The organism is Beijerinckia sp. L45, assembly GCF_009765775.1.
Taxonomy (GTDB): domain Bacteria; phylum Pseudomonadota; class Alphaproteobacteria; order Rhizobiales; family Beijerinckiaceae; genus RH-AL1.
Map to the genome: position 1 here is coordinate 20,648 of NZ_LMUU01000265.1, position 23,954 is coordinate 44,601.

The 23,954-nt window shown below is 56.8% G+C and carries 20 protein-coding genes and 2 pseudogenes; 7 read left to right on the forward strand and 15 right to left on the reverse strand.

The features are described from left to right. Nucleotides 1-262 precede the first annotated feature (262 nt). On the reverse strand, nt 263-466 hold the full coding sequence (locus tag GSQ79_RS27080; protein WP_158811851.1) for a helix-turn-helix domain-containing protein: 204 nt from the start codon (nt 464-466) through the stop codon (nt 263-265). 354 nt (nt 467-820) lie between these two features. Between GSQ79_RS27080 and GSQ79_RS27085 the strand changes: the two genes are divergently transcribed. The 4 genes from GSQ79_RS27085 to GSQ79_RS30140 all read left to right on the forward strand — a co-directional run bounded on the left by GSQ79_RS27085 (nt 821) and on the right by GSQ79_RS30140 (nt 4,852). Beyond that, a complete protein-coding gene (locus tag GSQ79_RS27085; RefSeq protein WP_210253236.1) occupies nt 821-1,633 on the forward strand; it encodes a hypothetical protein in 813 nt (270 codons plus the stop codon). Continuing rightward, complete coding sequence (locus GSQ79_RS27090) at nt 1,623-2,126, forward strand: FxLYD domain-containing protein (RefSeq protein ID WP_158811853.1); 504 nt, start codon at nt 1,623-1,625, stop codon at nt 2,124-2,126. The genes GSQ79_RS27085 and GSQ79_RS27090 overlap by 11 nt, the downstream gene beginning before the upstream one ends. Before the next feature lie 1,029 nt (nt 2,127-3,155). After that, nucleotides 3,156-4,604 carry a carbohydrate porin gene (locus GSQ79_RS27095; protein WP_158811854.1) on the forward strand — a complete coding sequence of 483 codons (1,449 nt, stop codon included), beginning with the start codon at nt 3,156-3,158 and terminating at the stop codon, nt 4,602-4,604. A gap of 119 nt (nt 4,605-4,723) precedes the next feature. Next, nucleotides 4,724-4,852 carry a hypothetical protein gene (locus GSQ79_RS30140; protein ID WP_256379056.1) on the forward strand — a complete coding sequence of 43 codons (129 nt, stop codon included), beginning with the start codon at nt 4,724-4,726 and terminating at the stop codon, nt 4,850-4,852. A gap of 564 nt (nt 4,853-5,416) precedes the next feature. Here the strand turns inward: GSQ79_RS30140 and GSQ79_RS27100 are convergent. The 9 genes from GSQ79_RS27100 to GSQ79_RS27140 form a co-directional block, all read right to left on the reverse strand. Next, complete coding sequence (locus tag GSQ79_RS27100; RefSeq protein WP_158811855.1) at nt 5,417-6,430, reverse strand: ABC transporter substrate-binding protein; 1,014 nt, start codon at nt 6,428-6,430, stop codon at nt 5,417-5,419. Nucleotides 6,431-6,493: 63 nt separating this feature from the next. After that, a complete protein-coding gene (locus GSQ79_RS27105; RefSeq protein WP_158811856.1) occupies nt 6,494-7,066 on the reverse strand; it encodes an NADPH-dependent FMN reductase in 573 nt (190 codons plus the stop codon). A 147-nt stretch (nt 7,067-7,213) separates the two neighbouring features. Beyond that, nucleotides 7,214-8,179 carry an amidohydrolase family protein gene (locus GSQ79_RS27110; protein WP_158811857.1) on the reverse strand — a complete coding sequence of 322 codons (966 nt, stop codon included), beginning with the start codon at nt 8,177-8,179 and terminating at the stop codon, nt 7,214-7,216. Nucleotides 8,180-8,267: 88 nt separating this feature from the next. Beyond that, nucleotides 8,268-9,092, reverse strand: a complete 825-nt coding sequence (locus GSQ79_RS27115) for an SDR family NAD(P)-dependent oxidoreductase (protein WP_158811858.1) — start codon at nt 9,090-9,092, stop codon at nt 8,268-8,270. A 96-nt stretch (nt 9,093-9,188) separates the two neighbouring features. Continuing rightward, complete coding sequence (locus tag GSQ79_RS27120; RefSeq protein WP_158811859.1) at nt 9,189-10,142, reverse strand: polysaccharide deacetylase; 954 nt, start codon at nt 10,140-10,142, stop codon at nt 9,189-9,191. A 23-nt stretch (nt 10,143-10,165) separates the two neighbouring features. Further along, on the reverse strand, nt 10,166-11,053 hold the full coding sequence (locus tag GSQ79_RS27125; protein ID WP_158811860.1) for an alpha/beta fold hydrolase: 888 nt from the start codon (nt 11,051-11,053) through the stop codon (nt 10,166-10,168). A 97-nt stretch (nt 11,054-11,150) separates the two neighbouring features. Then, the gene (locus tag GSQ79_RS27130; RefSeq protein ID WP_158811861.1) at nt 11,151-12,104 is read right to left on the reverse strand and encodes a LysR substrate-binding domain-containing protein; all 954 of its coding nucleotides are present in this window, start codon (nt 12,102-12,104) and stop codon (nt 11,151-11,153) included. Nucleotides 12,105-12,120: 16 nt separating this feature from the next. Further along, a complete protein-coding gene (locus GSQ79_RS27135) occupies nt 12,121-13,293 on the reverse strand; it encodes an LLM class flavin-dependent oxidoreductase (RefSeq protein WP_158811862.1) in 1,173 nt (390 codons plus the stop codon). Between the two features lie 10 nt (nt 13,294-13,303). Continuing rightward, nucleotides 13,304-14,086 carry an alpha/beta fold hydrolase gene (locus tag GSQ79_RS27140; protein WP_158811863.1) on the reverse strand — a complete coding sequence of 261 codons (783 nt, stop codon included), beginning with the start codon at nt 14,084-14,086 and terminating at the stop codon, nt 13,304-13,306. A 182-nt stretch (nt 14,087-14,268) separates the two neighbouring features. Between GSQ79_RS27140 and GSQ79_RS27145 the strand changes: the two genes are divergently transcribed. Next, a complete protein-coding gene (locus GSQ79_RS27145) occupies nt 14,269-15,525 on the forward strand; it encodes an MFS transporter (RefSeq protein WP_158811864.1) in 1,257 nt (418 codons plus the stop codon). Between the two features lie 221 nt (nt 15,526-15,746). After that, nucleotides 15,747-17,051: an IS701 family transposase gene (locus tag GSQ79_RS27150; protein WP_158811865.1), complete on the forward strand. Its 1,305-nt coding sequence runs from the start codon at nt 15,747-15,749 to the stop codon at nt 17,049-17,051. A 59-nt stretch (nt 17,052-17,110) separates the two neighbouring features. Here GSQ79_RS27150 and GSQ79_RS27155 read toward each other — a convergent pair. After that, nucleotides 17,111-18,212, reverse strand: a pseudogene (locus tag GSQ79_RS27155) (IS630 family transposase). A gap of 60 nt (nt 18,213-18,272) precedes the next feature. After that, nucleotides 18,273-18,395, reverse strand: a pseudogene (locus tag GSQ79_RS29975) (aldo/keto reductase); the annotation flags it as partial. An 87-nt stretch (nt 18,396-18,482) separates the two neighbouring features. Between GSQ79_RS29975 and GSQ79_RS27165 the strand changes: the two are divergent. Next, a protein-coding gene (locus tag GSQ79_RS27165; protein ID WP_158811866.1) for an IS630 family transposase occupies nt 18,483-19,540 on the forward strand; the annotation gives its coding sequence in 2 pieces (ribosomal slippage) (nt 18,483-18,990 and nt 18,990-19,540; 1,059 coding nt in all). Nucleotides 19,541-19,698: 158 nt separating this feature from the next. Here GSQ79_RS27165 and GSQ79_RS27170 read toward each other — a convergent pair. The 3 genes from GSQ79_RS27170 to GSQ79_RS27180 are packed head-to-tail and all read right to left on the reverse strand — an operon-like array spanning nt 19,699 to nt 23,506. After that, entirely contained in the window at nt 19,699-20,985 is a 1,287-nt protein-coding gene (locus GSQ79_RS27170) for a cytochrome c (protein ID WP_158811867.1), read from the reverse strand. Then, on the reverse strand, nt 20,978-22,756 hold the full coding sequence (locus GSQ79_RS27175; protein ID WP_158811872.1) for a GMC family oxidoreductase: 1,779 nt from the start codon (nt 22,754-22,756) through the stop codon (nt 20,978-20,980). The genes GSQ79_RS27170 and GSQ79_RS27175 overlap by 8 nt, the downstream gene beginning before the upstream one ends. Before the next feature lie 21 nt (nt 22,757-22,777). Then, entirely contained in the window at nt 22,778-23,506 is a 729-nt protein-coding gene (locus tag GSQ79_RS27180; RefSeq protein WP_158811868.1) for a gluconate 2-dehydrogenase subunit 3 family protein, read from the reverse strand. Nucleotides 23,507-23,954: the final 448 nt, after the last annotated feature.

Genomic DNA, 23,954 nt, shown 5'->3' on the forward strand with positions numbered 1-23,954 from the left:
GTGCTGGACGACGCGCTCCACGTCGAGACCCTCAGGAAGCAGAAATAGGCGGGCGCATCTTCGTGACATCAGTGGCTCCCGAATCAGAAACCTTCACGCTTGCCGAAAACTGCACGCAGATTGAGTCAGAGCCAAAGTTAGGTGCGTGTACAAAGGCGAGAAGCGGCGAGTAGGTCAGGACAAAGTTACGGCTATGAGTTAGGCGGGGCTCAAGAATTCCGACATCCAGAAGCACGTTGGATGCCCACAATCTTACGACTCCCTAGTCCAACAATACGCTAGCACTAACCTTCAGCGTACGAGCCAGCTTCTCCACAATCGTAATTGTCGGATTGCGTGCACCTCGTTCGAGATCACTGATGTAGGTGCGGTGGATCTGCGCTTCGAAGGCAAAGCTTTCCTGCGACAAGCCTTTCTCCTGTCTGAGGCGGCGAAGATTTCGGGCGAGTCGTTCTCGTATGTCCACCGGACCATGACGAACCGGCTGTCGACGATTGATCTACAGACGATGAGTGACATTTGACTTGACTGGAGGCCACGGTGGAGTGATTTGCGGTGTGACTTATCGTCGACAGGAAGCGGTGTTATGCCCAAGGCTAACGTCTCCACTCGCCTAAACGCCGGAACGTGCGCACTCGTAGGCAGCTTGCTCGTGCCTCACCAAGCTCTTGCCGCAGACAACTTCATCCAGCTCTACATTGCTGGGAATGGTGGCTGCGGAGGGCCGGAGAGTCCGCTGACATATGTCTTGGCTGGCCAGGACATACGCACGCCGTTCGGGAAAGCGGCGGCAGATTGGACCGACGATGATTTAACGTCCTTGAAGACTGTTCTCGCCACCTGCGAGATGACCTCGGCGCGACGTGGCAACCCCTACAATCTCGATGAGATCAAGCAGGACTCCGACAAGCTCCTTTCGCAAATTCCAAGGATCGTCGCCCAGGCGAAGGACCAAGCGCAAGCTGAAGCTCAACAGCTTGAGGCGCGACGCCGGTCGGCCACTGCCCGTGTCGACAAAGCCACCCAAGCGAGGCTTCAGACGAAGGCCTCCGCAGAGGCTGAAGTTTCGAGGCTTGAGGACGAAGCGACCAAAGCCGAAGTGGAGTCTCGAGATGCGCAAAGGCGCGCCGACGCCGAGATTCAACGCGCTGGCCGCGCCCGTGACGAAGCTAGGGCCAAAGCAGACGCTATCGCCAGCCTAGAACAGAGCGCGCTGGAGGACGCCAGTGCCTTGCCACACGCTCGTAAGGTCGCTCCAGGCGAGCTGAGCGAGCTGGTGCCGAGCGATAGCGCCACCGACACAAAGAACGGCGCACCTCAGGAGCCTGTTGCCGTCACTACGAAAGTGGACGCTCGGGCTTGCAAGACCATCGACGAGGTTTCGACGTCTGGCCAGCAGACCGTGTCGCCCGACGACAAGGTCCATCCCGCGGCAGAACCATCAGGGACTTGCCTGGCGGTCACAAAGGGCACGAAGGCAACTGTCCAGACCGCAGGGGCAGGAGGAGACTTCCGAGGGCTCTGTGTGGCGCTGGAAGGCCACCCAGGGTGTTATTGGATAGCGAAAGCGGCATTCGCGCCCCGGACCGGCAACAACCGCGTTGATCGACCGGGAGAGCTACGTGAGCCCTGACAAGCGCATCATCGTCAACATAGCCATGCGGGACATCCTTGCCAATCTCGTAAAGCTCGGCGCAGCCCTGTGCGTGTTGGCCTACTTCCTCGGCGGACCTACGACTCGCGCCTGGATGACCGGCTTCTTCATCGGCACGGTCGCCGGCCTAACGGGCGAGCCGAGTGTGGGTCGCGCAAGCTCCCTCACATCTGACGTGCCCGCGCTTCGCCTGCTCGGTCACAGCTGCCGCAAGGAGTACGGCTATGAAATCTGCGAAGGTGGAGTCCGCAACGTCTCCAGCGAACGCTTAGAAAACGTCATGGCAGAAGTGCGCTTTCAAGATCAGGCAGGCACCTTCGTCAAATCCGAAAGCACGATGATCGAGTACCAGCCGCTCATGCCGGGCCAAACCAGCTCCTTCAAAGTTGCCACGACTTCAAATCCGCTCATCCGCCACTTCACGATCGGCTTCAAGGAAATGTTCGGCGGCGCGATTAAGGTGACGCGCTAATACAAGAGCTGTGTCATGCGAACGCCTGTTCGGCGTTATTCACCGCGCCAGCGACCCCGAACGCAGAATCGTACACCTCCTGATGTTCCGTAAAACGTTCACTCGCGAAAGCCAGAAGTCACCGACTAATCACCGAACACTCTGCCTCCTTGGGCAGATAGACCTGCCCGGCCTTGAGCGAGCGCTTTGAGCCAGGCACGCCTGCTTGTCAAAGCGCGGGCAGATTGGAAGCGCCAGCAGTGTTCTGGTTTGTCGAAGATCTGCTAGTAATGCTCGTTTTACCTTGATGTAAGCTGACGTTGAAACGCCGAAGTAGGCAACCATTCTTTATCGTGGCAAACATAAAGATCATGGCAAGCATAAATGCCAAAAGATTGGAAGCCAAACCTCAACGCGACCTCCGGCCCACTGCAGTCGGCTGGCGCACGAACGACTTGTTTTGGCCGGAAGCAGCCCGACTGGTTTCGATCCGTGAGAATTGAATAGCTGACGTTAAAGTTGAAGCAGAGGCAGTCTAACCCGCTTCACGACAAAACGCGCCCTACCTGGGCCTATCCGCAATCAGGAGCACCGCGCTGCCGACCTCATTGGACTGCACGCGCGCTGAATCAATCCGCAAAACACCGCGCTATCGCGACCTCACAATGTGCAAGCGTGCCTGCGTTCGACCGTTGCCAATGCAAGCCATCTCGCCCGATTTCACGCCAAGTAGCACCGTTTGGGGCGACCTCGATCTTTGGATGGGACCGCAGCGGATGCGAGAGCCGGATAGTCTCGATGAATTTAGGACGAACGAAATGTGGAACACGAGTATATACTTTTGTCGCAACGATAGTCTGAAGCTATATATGCCGACTGCACATGACTTCAAACCCTATTCTGCCATGTTGCTCCCGGGAAACGAAGCGCAAGATTGCCAGTTTGAAAGATTGTCGGACATGATGGCACGATCTATGCCTTGATGGTGACGCGTCATCAGTAATGACCTTTGGTCATCGGTGGGGATTAGCGGACCAAGGGGAGAACGCGATGCGTTTAATGAAAATTTACAAATCTATTGTCGCGGCGTCATTTTTGACGGTCAGCATTGACTCAGTCAGCGCCCAGCAGGCGCAAAGAGGTAGTAACGGAACAAATGACTCACCTTTGACAAAGCCGTCACAGCCAAGCTCGCCCTATCCCGACAGCGGCACGCCAGATGGTTATTTGTTCAACCTGCGCCCACTGGGTGCAGCATTGGGTCGAGATCTGGCGGACCAGGGTATCTATTTGACGGGGCGGACCCTGCAACAGGCAATTGGAGACACCTCAGGCGGCCGAAAGCAGGGCGCTTTCTACGAAGGCTTTAACCTCTTTGGCGTCGATCTCGACATGAACAAGATTGCCGGCATTTCGGGCGGCTCCTTCCATATTCTGCTCAACGAACTTGCGGGACTGAGTGCAACAAACTATTCGGGTTCGCTTTATGAGTATAATCGCGCCTTCGGCGGCATCGCAGCTGTAAGATTGAACGAGTTCTCGTACGAACAGAGCTTTTTCTCCAATCGGCTGGATATCCGCGTGGGCCGCGTTCCCGTCGGAACGGAGTTCGACTATTCCCCGGTCTATTGCGAATTCATCTATTCCACGTGCGGCCTCCCGGCTGGCTACGCTTACACCAAAGGCTACCCCTCCTACCTTACGGCATCGAGCGCAGCCGTCGCAAAGATTGACCTGACACATCACGCCTATTTTAATATAGGCGCCTTCGAGGATGAGCCATCACTGGCGTTACTTGGACACCTCGGTTTTCCCGGCGAAGACTGGGGGCCGGAGAAGATCCGGGGCGTAACGGTTCCGGTTCAGATCGGTTACCGAACCACGTTTAAGGACGAAGCCTATCCCCGCGCGTTTAGCTTCGGCGCGGACGTCGATACGGGTGATTACAACGATCCTTTGGCCAACGCTGCTGGCCGTAATCGCGTGACCTTTGGTGGTGCGCCTCGTCTCGATCATGGCAAGAGCGGTATTTGGCTTCAGGCAGAGCAAGTGGCTTATCGTCCTGACCTAGACACCCAACGCAATTTAACGCTCTTTACCGGCGCAAACATACAAACAAGCGGGAACTCAAACATCGATAATGCTTACTTCGCCGGAATTTCCTATCGTGGGCCTTTTGGTTTTCGACCAAATGACACATTCAACGTTCTTGGAAATATCATCCATCTCGATAATGCCTACACCGCATATGTGAATTCAACGTTGCACCTCCACGGCATGGCGCAGGCCGCAAGCAGCACGGAAGGAACGATCGAAGTTAATTATGGAGTGGCCGTCGCGCCTGGCGTGACCTTGAAGCCCTCGTTTACCTACATTATCAACCCAGACCAAGTCGGCTTCACCCCGACCGCCGCCAATAGGCACGCGGTGTTCATCGGCCTTGCGCTCTCAGCTTTTCTACCAGAAACGCTCGGCATGCCGCGCCTAGGGGCTCAATGAGGACCAGAGTAAACACTTTTGGAGTTCAAGAACTAGGAAGCTCCTGTTCGGAGGCAGCGGCATTGCGCGCATTAAATTCCGTCGTCACAGTCTTTGATATGTCATGTTTAGGGTTCTCGATGCAGACGATGGATGCACTGTACGCTGCGGGTGATCAAGGATCGACTCTCTTTGATGGGCTTTTTGATTTTCATTTCGTCGACCTGGTACCGGGCGCCAAGGCGATCTGGGCGCTGAAGTCAGCTTGAGTCGAGCGCAAGCACGCGGTTACGGTGCTGTTCGCGCGCTTCAACGCTGCGGCGAAGGCTGCGGTCACCTCGCAGGGGTGGGCAGATCGTCGATGCGACAATTGGTGCCCCGCCCGACCGGCGCAAATCCGCGGGGAGAAGCAAGCGATCGAAGAAGACCCCATCCTCGAGGACTGGAGCTAACAAGCCGGCCAGTTTGCGCAATAGGATCGCGACGCGCTGCTAAACATTTTATTACAACTAAGCCCTGGCCCTACGTGGGACGGCTCGAAGCCACCCGTCGAAATTGCGATTCGAGCCTCGGGTAGAAAAATCATATCGACGTCGATCAATCGATCAACGCCGCTACCTCATCCGGACCTGGCAAGCTGAAGCCTTTTCAGGAGCGGATCGCGAATGGCCGCCGGTAGGTCGAACGGTCGGTGGTCACGCACGAATTTGCGCAAGAGAAAGGCCCGCTTGGCTTGGTAATTCGTGATTCTCACAATCGGCATTTTGCGAGCCGAGCTTCGATCAGCCTCGTTCAGGCTCGCCTCACGCCGAACTCGCAAGCCTTGCCGCGTTCTACTTTATAAAGGTCTGCTTCTGCGCCTCAATACGGATTGATGCGTCCAGCATCTCATGGATATCAAATGAGTCAGTAAGATTTCCTGTTGTCTTTAACAGGTTTTGCATCCATTCCAGCTTGGCGGCCGGCGATTGCATAGTTGGATCAAGCAGGTTGTCTTTGATTGCTTCGTCGTAAACGTATGAGGGCCGCGGATCGCTGGGGTCGACATTGAGGGCGCGGCGGGTTAGCGCGATGGTTTCCTCACGGTGTAGCTGCGCATACCGAACGCCGTCCATCTGCGAAGCTAGAAACGCTACGGTCGCGTCGTGTCGACGCTTCAAACCAGCACCGGTGACGTAGGTGCATAGCCTCAGGTAGTTTGGCAGCTGCGTACGGCCATCGACCAGCAGTTTTAAGCCATGCTGCGCCGCCGCAGGAACAAACTCAGTCGATAGCGCGGCAGCTCCAACCATGCCCGTTTCTAGAAAACGAAAGCGGTCAGTATCGCCCCCCGTTGCGGCAAAACCAACCTCATTAGCTGAAATCCCGTTCTCTTGAAGGACAGCACGAGTAACCAAGTCCGGCAGCGAACCAGGGCTGGCGATCGAAAATGCTTTTCCTTTAAGCTGCTCAAGGGATGTGACTGTTTTAGCGGTAAAGATACCGTAGGACAGCGTAGGCCAGTAACATCCAAGCACCTTGAGGTCGGCCCCCCTTGAAGCCGCTATAATCGCCCCCCCGGGGCTTCCCTCAAAGCTGTCGACCTGACCGGCAAGGAGTGCCTTTAGCGCGAGAGAGTCTACTTTGAGAGGAACATAATCGATGTTTAAACCATGTCTCGATGCTATAGCTGGTTCTCCCGCCATCAGAACTATCCCGGCATCACCTTTTTCTTCAACAATGGCATGTCGCCACGGTTGCAGCGCCTGCCCGCGCGCAACATGGATCGGTCCACCGAAGAGGGTAAGGATTGCCGGCACTAAAGATGCCGTCGAAGCCGAAACCTTCCGGAACAATCGGTAATCCATGATTAGCCAACCTTTGCACATTGGTGGATCTTGCGTTGTAACGCCTGTTCGAGGCCAGCCCTCTCAAGCCAGCAGGCGCCGAGTCAATCCGCAAAACGAGACGACCTGCATCGCCATGGTTTCGATCTGGCCGGCAATAAATGGATCGCTGCACCGGTCCGCTTCGAACTTGACTACTGCTGAATTTATCGCGACGCCAAGGGGCACATTCCAACCGCGCAAAGCATGCGTATATTGCCGCAGCTGCTGGACGACGGTCCCCGGCCCTTGATATCCAAAGCCAGTTCCAATTACGCCGACGGAACGGCCATCAAAGTATGCACGTTCATCGGCACGCATCATTTCAGTGTAGTCGAGCGCGTTTTTTAGCATTCCGGACACGCCGCCGTGGTAGCACGGCGAAGAAATGATGATGCCGTCAGCATGTCGGAGCGCTTCGATCAAAACGCATGCCGCACCTTCAGGCACGACCATGCCCGGGTCGTAGATCGGAAGGTTAAGATCGCAGCCTGTAAGGTGGCATGTGCGAGCACCGGCAATGGCGGCTGCGGCCAACGCTAAGGACAGCGCTCGTTCTGAAGAAGACCCCGGACGTGTAGTCCCGCCCAAACCCACGATATAAGGCTTTTCGCTCATGTGGCGTCCTTCGTCTTCCATTGTACATATAACGAAAAGTCGCCGATCAGCGACATATAGTAGTCTTTGGCGCCACGATACACATAGTAGTCTTTGGCGCCAGATTAGTGTGCGATATTCACGTTGCGAGGAGCAACAATTAGACCCTCAGGGATGAATATGAAGAAGGCGTACTGCGGTCCCGCCCATGACTTGGTGGCGCACAGGCTCACTTATTTTAGCGTCTCTGATCCAATCAGTAGCCCGCGTATTGCTCATAAAGGGATAGTCCACAGAGAACATTACGCGATCTGATCCAAATTCTTCGATCACATATTTTAAGGCAGGCGTGGAGAAGAAGCCGCTTGTAGTCAAATAGAAGCTAGTTTTAAAAACATTTTGTATATCAACGGGAACGCCCTGCTTGCTGACAAGTGTGTTTTGGATCCGCCACAGGAGAAACGGGAGGCCTTCACCAAGATGGCCTAGGATGATGCGCAAGCCCGGATATTTTTGTAGGGCGCCACTTACGATTAGTCGAACCGCCTGCGTCGCAGCTTCGACGGTAAAACCCCATGCTGCGCGCGTTAACATTGGAAAATCGTTCTCGTAGTCGGCATAATACGCTGCAGTCACAGCTGGATGGGGCATCGCCGGATGCAAATAGATGGGCACGTTGAGGTTAGCGGCAGCCGCAAATATTGGCCAAAAAGGCTTTTCGTCAATGAAATGACCGTCGGTCAGGCCGAATACGATACCCCCTTTGAACCCTAAGGTTTTGACGCATCGCGTCAGCTCCAGAGCCGCTGCTTCTGGATCGATAGTTGGAAGCGCTGCAAACCCGAGAAAACGTGATGGATATCGTGCGATAGTCTCAGCAAGATTGTCGTTGAGGCGCCGCGTTTTTTCGACGGCGATGTCCTTCGGGAATGCCTGGGCCGAGGGTCCAGTATGCGACAAGACTTGCATGTCAATTCCGGCCTCGTCCATTGATTGGATCCGCTCCTCACCGACGTTGGCGAGCCTTCTTCCAATCTCGAGCGAGCCTGCACTGGCGGCCAGGCTGATGGGTCCGAGACACCGTTCGTCCCAATAATGCTCTTCCAAACTCACTACGAATGGCTTGCTGTTCATGGAAACACCCTTAGCCTGCCTGATCTTCGAATAGGAAAGGCCTTCGGCTCGCGATCGGAGACGAAGGTTTTGAAAATGCTAGTTGTGTTCAAAACGAAAAACCTGCCGGTGCGGCGGCTTGCTGTAAATTATCCTGGAGGGTCGAAGCATCATTCCATTTCGCGGCATTGAAGCGCTGCGACGTGACGGCTTCCGAACCATCGCTCATCAACCAGACAATCGGAGCGGCCATCATGAGAGGAGACACCAGTTGCGTTCGATCTGGAATTTCGTGATCAGGGATCATTCTCGTATCGGCAGCGCCGCCTGGTAGAAGCACATTCACAGTCACACCCGATGACCTCAAATCTTTCGCCCAAATGACGGAAGCAGCTTCAAGACCGGCCTTACTAGGACCGTATGGGCAGAAGCCCTCCGTCTGCATGGTCCTTATACCCGTCGTTACGTTGACGATCCGTCCTCGCCCCCGGGCGACGAGTCGTGGCGCTACTGACTTGGTGACTACGAAGGGACCAATGAGATTGACGTCGATCACGTTTTGCCAGTTCTCGATCCCGACCTCGTAGAATTTCTTCCACGGCCCAACCTGGACAGGCCCAATAGTTTGCATTCCCAGTCCAGCGTTGTTTACAAGGCCAAAAAGATCGCCGAACTGATGCTCCAGCTGTTTAACAGCGACTTCGACTTCGCTAAAATTCCGAACGTCGGCAAAAAGCGGCAGAATTCGTCGCGCTACACCTTTTTGGTCTGCTTCTGCGACGAGTGCCCGTAAAGCGTCAGCATTTCCAGCGAGATCCAGCGCACCGATGTTTGCACCGGCCTCGGCAAGTGCCAACGCCATCACGCGTCCAAGCCCGAGCGCCGCTCCCGTCAAAACAATTGTCTTGCCCTTTAAAATTTGGTCCGCGGCCATAGTAACCATCCTTAGCTAGCGGTGCGAGCGAGGCGCAGCTGCAACCGGCCCTATGATTACGGCCGATTGGCGGGAAAAAATGAAAGGCCAGCTTAGCTACTCTGCAGAATGCCGATCTGGATTCCAGTCGTCTTGCCCTGGAATATGATCTTTGTGATTTGCGATGTACCAGGTCGCTAATTCTTCTCGACTGCAGAACCAGACATCAGAGTGACTCTTGACGTAATCGATGAAATCTCTCAACGGGGCAATACGATGGGGTAACCCTATAACGTGGGGATGCAAACCGAAGTTCATAATCCTCCCGCTGCCCTGGCCTTCACGGTATAGTTCGTCGAAACACGACTTAAGCACTGTAAGGCCGACATCAGGCGATGCGTTTCCTCGCGCAAAAAGGGTAAAATCGTTTATCTCGTTCGAATAAGGTGTCGCCACTAAAGGGCCGTTCTTCGTGGCAATCAAATACGGTTGATCGTCATTGAGATAATCGCAGAACGCAACAATTCCACGCTCCGTCAAAAAGTCGGGGGTCTGAAAGTTACTGCGAAGAGCGGAGGACAGCCAAACCTTCGCTGGTCGCCGGACTACTTTTTGAAAGATGTCGAGGGTTCGGTCGATGATGTCCTTTTCTCCCGCGGGATTCATGGCATAGTCGCTCAAAACATCGGACTGTGCCCAGTTGTGAGCCACCAGCTCCCAGCCTCGCTCGTTTGCGGCGTCGACCAACCGCCGTCGGTTGATGGCTGTGAGAGCGTTGAACGTGCAGGATGCGGGAATGCCGGCAGCATCGAAGACGTCGAACAAGCGCCAAGCGCCAACCCGCTGGCCATATTCGCGCCAAGTGTAATTTGTTGAGTCAAAGACCTCTCCAGGTACTGGAGCCGGGAGGGTCGTTGGGCCTTGGAACATTGGTGCCTTGTGTCCAGGACGGACCTTTTCCCAGGTTTCCATGTTGATCGTGAAAATCATGGCGATCCGTGCGCCGTTCGGAAAGTGCAAAGGGCCGCGGTCAGGCATCGGAACATAGGGGTAGGCGTCGTTCGGGATCATCTGATCGTCCTTGCGTTACGTGTTCAAGCCGCGTCGTCGACGCTGTTCAGAAATTTTCCGGCAACCTGATTAAACTCATCGTGGCATTCAATATTTGCGAGATGCCCGGCGTTCTCGAATGTATGCAGTCGACCGTTCGGGATTTCTGGTAAAAAGGCGTCGGTGTATCCAGGCACTCGCAATTGATCGTGGCGGCCGACGCACAGAAGCACCGGCACCTTGATCAAGCTATAGTTGATTGAATCACGTTCGCGTTTCGCGGGGACGCCGATCAGAAACGGCGGCTTGAAGCGAGCTGCAGCAGTTGCTTCCCATGCGCCGGGGCGCCGGCTCCACTCCCAGCGTCGGCGGACAAAAACTTCGTCGTCTGCCCACGCGGGATCATAAAACATGGCTCGAACTATGAGCCGCATGTGCTCAAGCGAACCGTCATAGCTGTTCAAAACGGCCCGAGCCTCATTGTCTGGGGCCGCTCCTGCTCCAGAACAACAGAGGACGCTTACGATCGGCCAGTCCGGTTTTTCGCGGGCAGCCACTGCCAGGCTTAGGCCTCCAGACATCGAACTGCCGATCAAATGCACAGCGGACACGTCCATAATTTCGATAAAGCGGCGAAGGTGCTGAATGCGCCTGTCGAATTGGCCACTAAAATCGAAAATCTTGTCAGTGTCTCCGAAGCCCAAGAGGTCGGGCGCGAGAACATGCCGGTCCTGGGCAAGGCTCAGAATGTTCTTATTCCACGACGATTCGGCACAACCTCCGAACTCGCCGGAATGCAGCAAAAGAACAGTTGGCTTGGCAGCTTTATGCGCAAGGCCTGCCTCTAAATAGGATGTACGAACACCGTCTACTGATATTGACCTGTAAGTTTGCCCAGCCAGCAAACCGTTTGAATAACTGCTTTCCTGCATTTAAATTACGGTCCCTATTCGATATTAGGCCTGCCGACATCGGACGGCTTGCGCTACCAGGAGACGCGGCCGAACTACACGGTAAAGACTCGGATTTCTAGGCGTCGACTTCGAACGACCCCGCGACCTTTTTTGCAGCCTTCCGAACGTGGCCAGCTAGCTGTTCGGCAAGAGGAGTCAAGCGAGCTCCAGCCTTTCGCACGAGCGCAAACTGTGTGTAAGGAAACTTGTCTTTCACATCGATCGCGATCAGCCGCTCTTCGACCATCGGATGCCTGAGCAAACTCTGCGGTATCGCGACGATAAGGTCGGTTTGCGGGACCAGCTGTAGAATCGTAAAAAATGACTCACATTTCAAAAGTACCTGCGGCATGGCAAGGCCCAGCTGCTGAAAATGCTCCTCAAGCATTTTAAAGAATGTTGGCTCGTCGTTTGTGAGAGCCCAATTGCTCCCAATCAACGCTTCGAACGAGCGCGCTTTAGCCAGTCCGTGCCCTCGGCGGGCAGCCGGCACAATCTTGTTTTGGAACAGCAATTCAGTTTCGACGCCGCTGCCGGTCTCCCCGAGAGGCAAGCCTCCCACCGAAAAGTCGAGGCGATTCTGGCGCACCCCATTTACAAGCTGATCGAAAAGCCCCTCACGAACATTGATTTGCGCATCAGGATTCGCCTTCATAAAGCCACTTATGGCTTCGTCAGACAAAAGGAGGGCGGCGCCGGCGGATAAGCCGATTGTTACCGAGCCGCCACCGACACCGGCGAGTTGATCCATTTCCTCCTTGGCTCGCCTGAATTCCTCGCTTATGGCGCGGGCTCTCCGTAGAAGAATATGGCCGAACTCGTTTGGAATGCTTCCCCGCACCGTCCTTTCAATAAGCGGGACGCCCATTATCATTTCAATTTCACGGATGATCTTGGTCAAAGACGGCTGCGCAATTCCGAGGCGCTTTGCTGCGGTTCGGAGGCTTCCTGTATCGGCCACGGCTATCAAAGCGTTGACGTGACGCAGTTGCATCGTCTCGTTGATACGTGTCGAGCCATGATCCGTCATTAACGTACCTTTGATGTCACGCCGCACTTTGACGCAGGGGGCGGTCTCGCAACGTCGCCTCCAGTCGAGGAAGGACTTCTCGACCAAACATGCGGATACCATGGACGGCCTCAGCGTGGTCGAGAAGACCGGCCTGTCCAAGCATCAAAAGATGACCGAACCCACCGACGTCGTCATAGAAGCGGACGATCTGGTCGTGAACTCGATCTGGCGTCCCTGCGAACAGGACGCCGGCCTCTATCGCGGCTTCGACAGTCATGTCTTTAATCGATGCAGCAAGTTGAGGAAGCGCTCCGCGCATGATGCTTACATTTGCTTCGACCGGCAGATATCCGGGTGGATTGCGGTAATGATCGGGTACCTTGTTTGCCTTTAGATACCAAAGCAGCTTTTCTGCGCCCTGCGTCGCTTTCGCTTGGGAATCGGCGGTGTAGATCATCGGCGAATACGCGAGCCTATCCAACGGCACATCGCCGGAATGGCCCGCCTCCCGCCACCCCCGACGGTATGAGTCGAAGACGCGCGGCGTGCTCTTGCGGCCCGTCAGGAACGTTGCCTGAACATATCCCCGCGTGCCGACCTTTGCAGCCCCAGATGGGCTGGTCGCACTGACCCAAATTGGAGGGTGGGGTTGCTGATAAGGCCGCGGCCAGACGTTGACGCTTCGATGATGAAAATAACGGCCCTCATGAGTAAAGGGGCCTTCATGTTCCGACCAAGCCTTGACGATAAGGTCGAGCGCTTCCCACATTCGCTCGTTGCTGCGAACTGGATTGCTATTCGCCGCCGCCAGTTCGTAGGGGACCCCACGGACAAAGCCAACCTCAAGTCGGCCGTGCGACAGGATGTCGAGAAGCGCCATTTCTTCAGCAACACGAATGGGATCGCGCCGGTTGGCTATTGGATTGCCCAAAATCAAAAGCCGAGCCTTTGTCGTCAATCGCGCGATGGCGCCCATCGTAACAGGCGCCGCTGGGTTAACGCAGGTTGGGGTCTGATGATGTTCATTGATCATCAAGTTCAAGCCCTCTTCATCAGCGACCATCCACTCTTTGAAGTATCGATCAAACAGATCGGCGCCTGTCCTAGGATCGTAGTGCTTGCTTGGAAGCGTCACACGGATCGACTTGTAGGTGTCTTCTGGCGGAAGAAAAGGATACGCTGTTTCGCTAAAATACCAGGCTTTCATTTATCCCTCCTCAGTCTGTTTTTTCATCGAAGAAGCGCAATACATGGTCCACAAAGACTGATGGGGCTTCTAGATGCACGAAATGGCCCGTCTTTGCGACTTCGATTATCGAAGCCGACGGGATCAGTGAAGCATATGATTCAATGTAGGACCGCGACGTGAACTTATCTTCAGCACCGTGCAAAAACAGCGTCGGGCATTCTACTCTGTGGAGCCTCCGGCGCAGCTTGGGGTTATGGAAATACGGTTCCCAACCCAGCAACGTCGTGGTCTCTCGGTTTCGGGTCATTGCGGTCAGCTTCTCGACCGACAAAGACTCTAAATCGACGAACGCTTTGCGCGGATTACAGAAAAGGATTCGATCGGCTTCATCGCGGCTGACGGCAAAAATGTCAGGAATGTCGAGTTTGGCGACGGGCCCTGTTTTAATCCCAAGCGGACCGCAGAGAGCCAACTTTGTCGTCAGGTTAGGCATCTTGACCGCCATCTCGACGGCGATCCACCCGCCAATAGAGCATCCGAGCACATCGATATCAAAAATACCTAAACTTTGTAGCGCCGAAAGACAAATATAGGATAAGTCGTCGACAGTATCGACCCAATCTGGCAATTCGGAACCGTCAAAACCGGGAATAGATATCACCACAAGTCGTCGGGTTTTGCACATTTCTACAATATGCTCAGCATTCTCGTCAAATCCTCGCTCATCGTGAAGGATCAGCAATGGCTTCCCATGTCCGCCTACAAAGACATTCACATTTGTGTCAGCAACGATAATCTTCTGCAAATCCATGACAGGTCCTGATTTACGGCGTACGCAGAGCCTAGCATTGTGAGTGCATCCGACAAGACCAAATATCCAGGCTGTCGATAGCCTCAGGCTATCTCTATTTTCTTGAAAGCTTTTCTTTTGGCACGCGTTGTGCTCAAACTTGAAGGATAATCGCGTCAGATCGGTCGTTTTGAGAGGGAAGAATGATGGATGCATCCACGTCGCCTGTCGCAGTGAATGCAACGCTGAACGCGGTCACGCGAATAGATGCCAAGTCTAGCGAATTTGCGCGCGGCTGGCCTGTACTGCTTGCCGCAACGTTTGGTGTCGGACTTGGCATAACGGGGTTACCCTTCTTTGCTTTTGGACAGTTCGTTCGACCGCTCGTCCAAACTTTTGGCTGGAATCGGGGGGAAGTTTCCGGCGGGATCACGTGCCTCATGTTTGGTACCGCGGTAATGTCTCCCTTCGTCGGACGTGCAGTGGATAAATTCGGCTTTCGTTCCGTCGCTCTTATCTCCCAATTAGGCCTTGCGCTTGGGTTTATCGGCGCGTCGCTCGTCGGCCATTCCGTGATTGGCTACTATGTCGCTTGGCTTGCTCTCTCTTTCCTAGGAGCGGGTACCTCGCCGGTCGTCTGGACTCGCGCTGTCGCCGGACGGTTTGAACGCAGTCGCGGACTTGCGCTCGGGATTATGCTTAGCGGGACTGGTATCATTGCGATTATCGCCCCTATGATCGTAAATCAGATCATCGCTCACTTAGGATGGCGGATTGCATACCAAGTGTTAGCTGGATCAGTTTTCTTCATCGGTCTGCCAATGACGTACATTTTTCTTCAAAGCGAATCGAAGCGTGGTAGCTTGATCGCGACCCACCTCGGAATGACGATGAAGCAAGCCCTTCACACGACGATGTTTTGGCGCGTTATCGGAGCTTTTATTCTTATCTCGATGGTTGCCAGTGGACTGATCGTTCACCTACCGACGCTTCTCATCGATCGCGGCTTTTTGCCGGCCGCCGCAGCGGCAATGGTTGGAATGCTTGGTTATACGATCATTGTGGGTCGGATATCGCTTGGCGTGCTAGTCGATCGATTTTCGCCGGCTTTTGTCGGTGGCGGTTTGATTTCGTTGGCTGCTGTGACCAGCATTCTTCTAACTCAAGGATTTGCGCCATTACTATCGGTGCTTTTGCTCGGTCTCTGCTGTGGCGCGGAGGTCGACCTTCTGGCTTTTTTGATGAGCCGCATGTTTGGCTTGCGGAGTTATGCGCAAATTTACGGCTGCGGTATTTCATCCTTCACATTTGGAGCGGCATTCGGTCCGATCCTCGCGGGTCGGTCCCATGATCTTACCGGCAGCTACAACATGGCACTTTATGGCTTCGCTGCCGCTATCGTCATTGCAACGCTATTGATCTTCTCTCTTTGGAGAGATGTTAAGCCTTCGCGTTCGTGAATAGGCACGACGTTTGGAATCATTAAGCCAATAGCCGGCGCGGTCCGGCTCGCTGGTCGAAGGTCTCGGTATCTGGATCAGTACGATCATTGCTCAGGCGCTCTGGCAAAAGTCGGGCGAAAAACCGCATCATTTGTCTAGCACTACTTTGGCAGGTTGACTGGAACAGTTGGAATCGTCGCGGATTCGAGGGTCAGTGTTGACTGACGGGCTGACTGGCGATGGTGGCAAGTGCGACCTGGCGGAATGATCTGGAGCGGTGGCTAGAGCCGTTTTTGGCAGGGCTATCGCATCCAGCGCGGCGCAGGATGTGTCCGCTCTACATTGCTGGTTTGATCGGGCCCGGTGACCGTAAAAGCGTCCAGCCAATGGCTACGCGTACTGATGATGTCGGATACGACCAGCTTCATCACTTTGTTGCTTCAGGGGTATGGGAGAGCGCTCCGCTCGAAGCGGCTCTGTTAAAGGAAGCGGATCGCTTGATTGGCGATCGCTCGGGCTTCCTCGTCATCGACGACACGGCGCTGCCAAAGAAGGGGCAGCACTCCGTTGGGGTCGCATCGCAATACGCCTCCTCGCTTGGCAAGACATCCAATTGCCAGTCGCTGGTCTCGACGACCTTGGCGTCGCGTGAAGTGCCTGTGATGGTGGGCTTGCGGCTATTCCTGCCTGAGACCTGGACAGAGGATGCCGAGCGAATGACACGGGCACGGGTCCCGAAGGACCGGCAGGTTGCTCTGACAAAGCCGGAGATCGCGATCGAAGAGATCGATCGTGTCGTCGCATCCGGCGTGCGTTTCGGCTGTGTGCTTGCTGACGCGGGGTATGGATCGAGCGGCCCGTTTCGCGAGGCTTTAAGCAAGCGTGGCCTGCTGTGGGCTGTCGGGATTTCGCGACGCCAGAACGTCTATCCGCCGGATGTCGCGTTGATCTTGCCCGTCACCAAGAGCGGCAAGCGACGCCAGTATCACATCCCCGACTGCGCGCCCGTTTCCGCCGCCGTGATGCTGGAAGGAGAGACATGGCAGAAGATAACGTGGCGGCGCGGCACCAAAGGTCGCCTGACATGTCGCTTTGCAGCGCGCCGCGTTCGCGTTGCCGATGGCCACAAGCACCGAATGCTCGACAATCGCATGCAATGCATGCCGGGCGACGAGGTCTGGCTTGTCGGCGAACGAAGATCGACCGGGGAACAGAAGTACTATGTGTCGAACCTGCCAATCGATACGCCGCTCAAAAAGCTCGCCGCCACCATCAAGGCACGATGGGTCTGTGAGCAGGCTCATCAGCAGCTCAAGGAAGAACTCGGCCTCGACCACTTCGAGGGCCGATCTTGGATCGGATTACATCGACACGCTCTGATGACGATGATCGCCTACGCTTTCCTTCAATCCCGCCGCCTCAAAGCAGCGGGACGGAAAAAAAAGAATCGGAGGGCCGCCGCCGCAACCCAGCATGCCGGCCATCAGGCAAGCCATACTCGACCTCTTCGCGCGACCTCCGCCTCTGCGATGCCCTCACTGTGAGAAGAACCTCGATGAGCCGGTCAACATTAACCTGCCAAAGTAGTGCTAGTCACCTGAATCTAAAGTGCGTGGCATAGTGTCTGCTCGGTTTTATGACAAAAGCGTTTCACCGAGGCGAGGATCTCGTCGGCGGATTTTGTCCATCGATACGGCTTGGGCGCTTCGTTGTGTCGCTCGATGAAGTCGCGGATGTCGGCTTCCAGTTGGGCGGTTGAGGTGTGAACGCCGCGGCGAAGTTGCTTGCGGGTCAGCTCGGCGAACCAGCGTTCGACCTGATTGATCCACGACGCCGATGTTGGGGTAAAATGGACGTGGTAGCGCGGTCGACGCGCCAGCCAGGATCGGATCAGACTGGTTTTGTGTGTCGCGTAATTATCCATGATGATGTGAACGTCGAGGTCTGCTGGCACCCGAGCATCGATCTGCTTCAGGAAGTCCAAGAACTCGGCCGCCCGGTGCCTCTTGTAACATTTGCCGATCACGAAGCCGGACGCGACATCGAGCGCTGCAAACAACGAAGTCGTGCCATGCCGGACATAGGAGGGGGTGCGCCGCTCGGGCATGCCCGGCATCATCGGGAGAACCGGCTGCTCGCGATCGAGGGCCTGGATGGCTCTTTTCGTCGACGCTGAGCACAAGCGCCCTGTTGGGTGGCGACAAGTAAAGCCCGACAATGTCACGCACCTTGTCGACGAACATCGGATCACTCGAGAGCTTGAATGTCTCTGCGCGATGGGGCTGCAGCCCAAAGGCATTCCAGATTCGACGGATTGTCGTATGGGAGAAGCCGGTCGCGCCGGCCATAGAGCGGATCGACCAATGCGTTGCGTCGCTCGGCGTTGCGCGCAACGTGCGCTCGATCACGGCCGCGACCTGATCATCATCGATGGATCGCGGTCGACCTGGCCGCGCTTCGTCGAGCAGGCCCTCGATCCGATCCTTTAGAAAGCGCCGGCGCCACTTGCCGACCGTGTGTTCGTGCACGCCTAACTCGACTGCAACGACCTTGCTCGCGATGCCGTCTGCGCAGCGCAGGATGATCCGGCACCTCTCCGACAACGAGCGCGCCACACGACGCCCACGAACTTGACGCTCCAGGTAAGCGCGTTCTTCCTTCGTCAAAATCAAAGACGCCGTACGACGGCCGATCACGTTCGCCATGCTGCACTCCCTGAGCAACATGACGCTAATACAATGTACCTTACTTCAGTTCCAGGTGACTAGCGGGCTGTAGGGCACAAAGATGATGCCAAGTTCGCGGCAGGTGGGAAGCACTTTGGCTTCGAGATCGCGCGTCCACAGCGATTACTCGCTTTGCACTGCCCTGATCGAATGCACCGCGTAATACCAAGTCTCTGACAGTTTGACTCCCACGGGTATTTTCAAATTGTCGGCGCTCTGATTCAACATGGCGAACCAGGGAGGTTTGCCATGCCTGTTGCGCTTCGATCTGATTTCAATGCACCGGCTGTAAGGGCGGCGGCCAAGCGGTCGAAGGATGGTCCGCAGACCCGGCGTCTTCTGGCTGTGGCAGCGATCTATGATGGCGCAACGCGCACCCAAGCCGCCGCGATGGGCGGTGTGACATTGCAGATCGTCCGTGACTGGGTGGTCAAATTCAACGCCTCAGGGCCAGATGGTCTGGTCGATCGCAAGGCGCCGGGACAACCGTCTCGGCTTAACGACACGCATCGCTCAGCGCTCGCGGCAATCATCGAGAGCGGGCCAATCCCAGCCATTCATGGCGTCGTGCGCTGGCGCATCATCGATCTGTGCCAATGGATGTTCGACGAACATGACATCTCGATCGCCAAACCGACGTTGAGCCGGGAGCTCCGCGCCATGGGCTATCGTAAGCTATCGGCCCGTCCCCGCCATCATGCGCAGGCCGACGGCGCTATCGAGGATTTTAAAAAAACTTCCCCGCCAGCCTGGACGCGATCGCGCTTGAAAAGGGCATCGATCCAACCGCGATAGAGGTTTGGTGGCAAGACGAAGCGCGCATCGGACAAAAGAACAAGATCACGCGGCGCTGGGCAAAACGCGGCACGCGGCCCTCGGCACCCCAAGATCAACGCACAGCCTCGACCTACATCTTCGGCGCAATCTGCCCAAGGGAAGGCAAGGGCGCGGCCCTCGTCATGCCCCGCTGCGATCTCCATGCGATGACCTTGCATCTCGCCGAGATCGCCACCGAGATTGCGCCGGGCGCGCATGCCGTGCTGTTGGTCGATCAGGCAGGCTGGCACATGTCGAACCAGCTCATCGTGCCACCCAGCATTACGATCATGCCGCTACCGCCCAAATGCCCGGAGCTCAATCCGGTCGAAAACCTCTGGCAATTTATGCGCGACAACTGGCTCTCGAACCGCGTGTTCACATCCTACGAAGACATCGTCGGCCACTGCTGCGAAGCCTGGAACAAGCTCACCGATCAGCCATGGCGCATTATGTCCATCGGCCTGCGCGATTGGGCCCATGGGTTCTGATTAGAGAGCCTTGGTATAAGCGCCTACATACCGCCGCCGACTAAAGCGAGGCCTTGGCGTCCTAAGGTCCATGTCGTGCATGGCTGCATGCCGACAAGCATTACAGGAAGGGCGCTAGCCAAGAAATATGACTCAAGCGGAACCTGCCGACGTTCTCTTTAGTTCGGCTGCGTCATAAGGTTTGCCCGCATGGACGCAACCTCGGACGCTGATACTGCGGGCGCTTGATTGCCCCACGCGTTCCGAATGTATGTGAGGACCGCAGCGACCTGAGCGTCGTCGAGTTGCCAAGCGTAGGACGGCATTGCAGCTCCGGTCGGAGCCTTGTCTGTGGCCGCGCTCTTGGCGCCATCGAGGACGACCCGCATCAGGCTTGTAGCCTCTCGCGACTGAACGGCAGGTGCCGCGCGCAACGTCGGAAAAAGACCTGCGATGCCAGCGCCGTTCGTCTTGTGGCATGCCGCACAGCTGTCGTCGTAGATCGCGCGGCCCGCCTGCATCATTGGATCGGAAGCGTCGAGCGGCTTAACGCTGTCATCCTGGCCAGGGATGCTCTTGAGATAGACGGCCATGGCTCGCAAGTCGTCGACCGGCATGCGCGAACTTGATTGATCGACTTCTTCCGCCATCGGCCCCGACGCTGCGGCCTGCTTGTTGTGGCCGGTCTGCAGGTAGACGACGATGTCATCTACCGACCAGGTGCCGATGCCACGGCGCATGTCACCGGTGATGTTCGGCGCGAACCAACCTTGGATCGCATAACCCTGAAAGGCCTCGCTGGTCTTGTCGCCGCCAAGGACGCTTTTTGGCGTATGGCAAGCGCCGCAATGCTCCAAGCTCTGGACAAGGTAGGCGCCGCGGTTCCAATCCGCATTTTGCGCCGTGTCCTGCTGGAAGCCACCGGCACGAAAATACAGCGCGTTCCACGCTCGCATCGCGAGGCGGATGTTGAACGGGAACGGGAGCTGGTTCGCCACGACCTTGTTGTGGACAGGCGTCACGGTCGACAGGTAGGCACGGATCGCGTTGATGTCCGAGCGGTGCGCCTTGGTGTAATAGACGTAAGGCATCGCCGGGTACAGCATGTGCCCATCTTTGCTGACGCCATGCTGAAGCGCGTTCGCGAATTCCGCGTCGCTCCATCCGCCGATCCCGGTTTCCCTGTCTGGCGTAATGTTGGGCGCCAAGACGAGGCCGAACGGGGTCTCGATCGCTCTGCCGCCACCGAATGGCGCGCCTCCCTGCGTGTCGGTGTGGCAGGCGGCACAGTCGCCGACGGTCGTGAGGTAGCGACCGCGCTCGACCTGGCTGAAGGACTGCTCGCTGACGTGCATCTGTGCCATCGCCCCATGCGGCATGGTTGGCTGCGTGGCGTAGAGGGCGCCGGCAATGGTCGTAGCGCCGATCAGCAAAACGATCGAGAGGCCGCCGAAGAGCTTACGCATGGACGAGCGGCCCCGGGTTCTTCAGGTACTGCGTCTTGATGGCTTCAAGCGACCAGTAGGCGAGCGCGGCCAGCGTCCCCGTCGGGTTGTAGCCGTGGTTCTGCGGAAAGCTGCTCGCGCCGAGGACGAAGAGGTTCGGGACGTCCCAGCTCTGGAGGTAGCGGTTGACCGCCGATGTCTTGGGATCCGTCCCCATTATGGCGCCACCGCAGAGATGCGTCGTCTGGTACTCCGCGACGTCGTAAGGTCCGGTCCGCGGCTTCTTCACCACCATCTGCGCGCCCATCGCCTTGATGATCTCGGCGTACTTGTCCGTGAGATAGGCGCTCATCTTCAGCTCGTTGTCATGGAGATCCATGGTGATGCGGAGGAGCGGGCGGCCGAGACGGTCTTTGTAGACGGGGTCGAGATCAAGATAGACGTCGCGGTAGCTGTAGAAGCTGCCGTGGACGCCGGAGCCGGAGTAGACGGTACTCTGGTAGTTCTCCTTGACCGCCTGCTTCCACTTGGCGCCCCACGTCGGCGTTCCGGGCGGCACCGGCGTCGTCTCGATCGGCCGGCCATTGGTCTGGACTTGGCCCATGTATCCGCCACCGACGAAGCCGAGCGGGCCGTGATCGAAGTTGTCGCTGTTGAATTCGTCGATGCACATGCCGATCGCGCCGGACGCGATGAAGGGATTGAAGATGAACTTCTTGGGATCGAAGAATCCTGTCGCCGTACCGACGGTCTGATGGGTGAAGTTGCGGCCGATCGTGCCTTCGTCGGCGACGGGATCGTAAATCTTGCCGACGCCAGACAGCATCAGGAGTTGCACGTTGAAGATCGTGTAGGCGCAAAGCAGGACCATGTCCGCCGGCTGCTCCCATTCCTCACCGCTTGTGTCGACGAAGACGACGCCGGTCGCGCGTTTCCCCGATGCGTCGAGCAGGATGCGGGTCACTTCGCAGTTGTCGCGCGCGGTGAAGTTCTGCTGTCGTACCAGCACCGGCAGGATCGTGGTCTGCGGGCTGCTCTTCGAATAGTTGCCGCAACCGAACCATTCACAATAGCCGCAGAACGTACAGGGCCCCATCTCGACGCCGAGCGGATTGGTGTAGGCCTGCGACATGTTTCCGGATGGCTGGGGGAAGGGCTTGTAACCGAGGTCCGTGGCGGCCTTGGCGAACAGCGTCGCGTTGTAGGGCTGCTTCTGCGCCGGCGTCGGATAGGCGCGCGATCGCGGCCCCTCGAACGGATTGCCGCCGGGCATGATCTGCCCCTTGATGTTCCCGGCCGTCCCGGAGGTTCCGCAGAGGTATTCGAACTTGTCGTAGTAGGGTTCGATCTCGTCGTAGGTGACGCCCCAGTCCTGGATCGTCATGTCCTCGGGCAGGAACTTCTCACCGTAGCGTTCGGTCAGGTGCGTCTTGATCACGAAATCGGTCGGTGCGAACCGCCACATCTCCGCGTTCCAATGCACGCCGCCGCCTCCCACGCCGTTCGGCGGCATGAACGCGCCCCAGCTCCGGATCGGCAGGGCGTCCTGCTTCATGGTGTTACGGAAAGTGAAGGTGGTCTGCGCCGGACGCAGAAACAGCTCATGCTGGATACGGTAGCGATATTCGTCCGGGGCGTAGGACGGTGGATAGTCCGTGGCGGTGTCGCGCCATGGGCCGCGCTCGATCGCGATCACGTCGAGACCGGCGTCCGCCAGACCGTGCGCCATGATCGATCCAGTCCAGCCGAGACCGATGATCACGACGTCCTTGTGCGGCAGCTTGCGCATCAGAAATCCTTCAGACGCTGATGATCAGCGTGGTGACCAGGAGGGTGCGCCGGTGATCCCGATCGGCGGATGCGGATAGCGTTCGTTGTGACGATCGATCCAGTCGGAATAGTCGTATCTGGCTCCTGGAAAGCCGATCATCTTCCAGGCGACCATGTCGCGATTGCCGCCATAGATCGGATCGCCGAAGAAGCCTTCGCGCGTGTTCTTGAGCAGTGTTGTGAAGAAGACCTTGGGATCGACGCCGGAAAGTTTGAGCTCACCGGTTTCCAGCGCGCCGATAATCTTGTCCTTCTCACTGTCTTCAACATCGGCAAAGGTACGGCCGCCGTAGGTTGCCTTGCAGTACGCGTCGATCTCGGCGAGCGCCTTACGGTACTGCATTGCGGGCGTAAGTGGCGATTGCGCGCCCTGTTGCTTGGTCCCCGTTCGAAATGGCCCGCTGACGTAGAGCCCTTCGGAGCGGCCGTATGGCCCAGCCAGCTGGCGGTCTATGAATACCGCACAGCCCGCATCCCTGCCGCCTGGCGTTTCAGGGTCCGGCGGGATCATTCGGTCGACGAGGGCCTCGACGGCACGGCCTTCGGCCGGCGTGAAGAAATGCCATGGACCAGGGAGGACTCTGATCGGCGGAGCACCGGCCCCAGGTGCCCAGGGTAGCGAGCCTTGAATGATGCCCGCCCGGGCGAACGTCGATCCGAATAGAATGAAAGCGCTGGTCGCGAGCAATTCGCGGCGGTGTAGATTGCGCATCTTTGTATCCTGGCCCGACGACGTTATTTGGGTCACTTCGAGGCGCCGCCAAGTCGGTACACGATTATATGATGCCGCGCCGAGGTTACGAATTTGGGTCGCCTCAAATGCGCAAACCCAGGCCACGCATCCCGCCTCTATCACGCTAATGATGACGTGATGAAACGAATCTTAAGAGATGCCAAATGCTAAGGAGTCCGGGACGGTCATCGTCTTCGATCCGAATAGCGAGCTTTGGCGGCTGCGGCATGGTCGTCGCTCGGACTGATGTTGATGCAGAGGTACTTCGATCACTCGTTTGGAAGAAATGAAAGGGGCGCCGCATGGGCGCCCCTTCTGAAACCACGACGGACTCCGTCGACAGGATTTAGTAGCCGTAACCGTAACCGTAGCCCTGGCCACCGTAGACGCCGTTACCGTAGCCATACGCGGGATAGCCGTACGCCGG

Bases quoted from the DNA above. Each gene is read 5' to 3' on its own strand.
- GSQ79_RS27140 (WP_158811863.1), bottom strand. From the start codon at position 14,086: ATGGATTTGCAGAAGATTATCGTTGCTGACACAAATGTGAATGTCTTT.
- GSQ79_RS27120 (WP_158811859.1), bottom strand. From the start codon at position 10,142: ATGATCCCGAACGACGCCTACCCCTATGTTCCGATGCCTGACCGCGGC.
- GSQ79_RS27170 (WP_158811867.1), bottom strand. From the start codon at position 20,985: ATGCGTAAGCTCTTCGGCGGCCTCTCGATCGTTTTGCTGATCGGCGCT.
- GSQ79_RS27130 (WP_158811861.1), bottom strand. From the start codon at position 12,104: ATGACGGATCATGGCTCGACACGTATCAACGAGACGATGCAACTGCGT.
- GSQ79_RS27105 (WP_158811856.1), bottom strand. From the start codon at position 7,066: ATGAGCGAAAAGCCTTATATCGTGGGTTTGGGCGGGACTACACGTCCG.
- GSQ79_RS27095 (WP_158811854.1), top strand. From the start codon at position 3,156: ATGCGTTTAATGAAAATTTACAAATCTATTGTCGCGGCGTCATTTTTG.
- GSQ79_RS27115 (WP_158811858.1), bottom strand. From the start codon at position 9,092: ATGGCCGCGGACCAAATTTTAAAGGGCAAGACAATTGTTTTGACGGGA.
- GSQ79_RS27145 (WP_158811864.1), top strand. From the start codon at position 14,269: ATGATGGATGCATCCACGTCGCCTGTCGCAGTGAATGCAACGCTGAAC.
- GSQ79_RS27180 (WP_158811868.1), bottom strand. From the start codon at position 23,506: ATGCGCAATCTACACCGCCGCGAATTGCTCGCGACCAGCGCTTTCATT.
- GSQ79_RS27150 (WP_158811865.1), top strand. From the start codon at position 15,747: ATGGTGGCAAGTGCGACCTGGCGGAATGATCTGGAGCGGTGGCTAGAG.
- GSQ79_RS27100 (WP_158811855.1), bottom strand. From the start codon at position 6,430: ATGGATTACCGATTGTTCCGGAAGGTTTCGGCTTCGACGGCATCTTTA.
- GSQ79_RS27135 (WP_158811862.1), bottom strand. From the start codon at position 13,293: ATGAAAGCCTGGTATTTTAGCGAAACAGCGTATCCTTTTCTTCCGCCA.
- GSQ79_RS30140 (WP_256379056.1), top strand. From the start codon at position 4,724: ATGCAGACGATGGATGCACTGTACGCTGCGGGTGATCAAGGATCGACT.
- GSQ79_RS27110 (WP_158811857.1), bottom strand. From the start codon at position 8,179: ATGAACAGCAAGCCATTCGTAGTGAGTTTGGAAGAGCATTATTGGGAC.
- GSQ79_RS27125 (WP_158811860.1), bottom strand. From the start codon at position 11,053: ATGCAGGAAAGCAGTTATTCAAACGGTTTGCTGGCTGGGCAAACTTAC.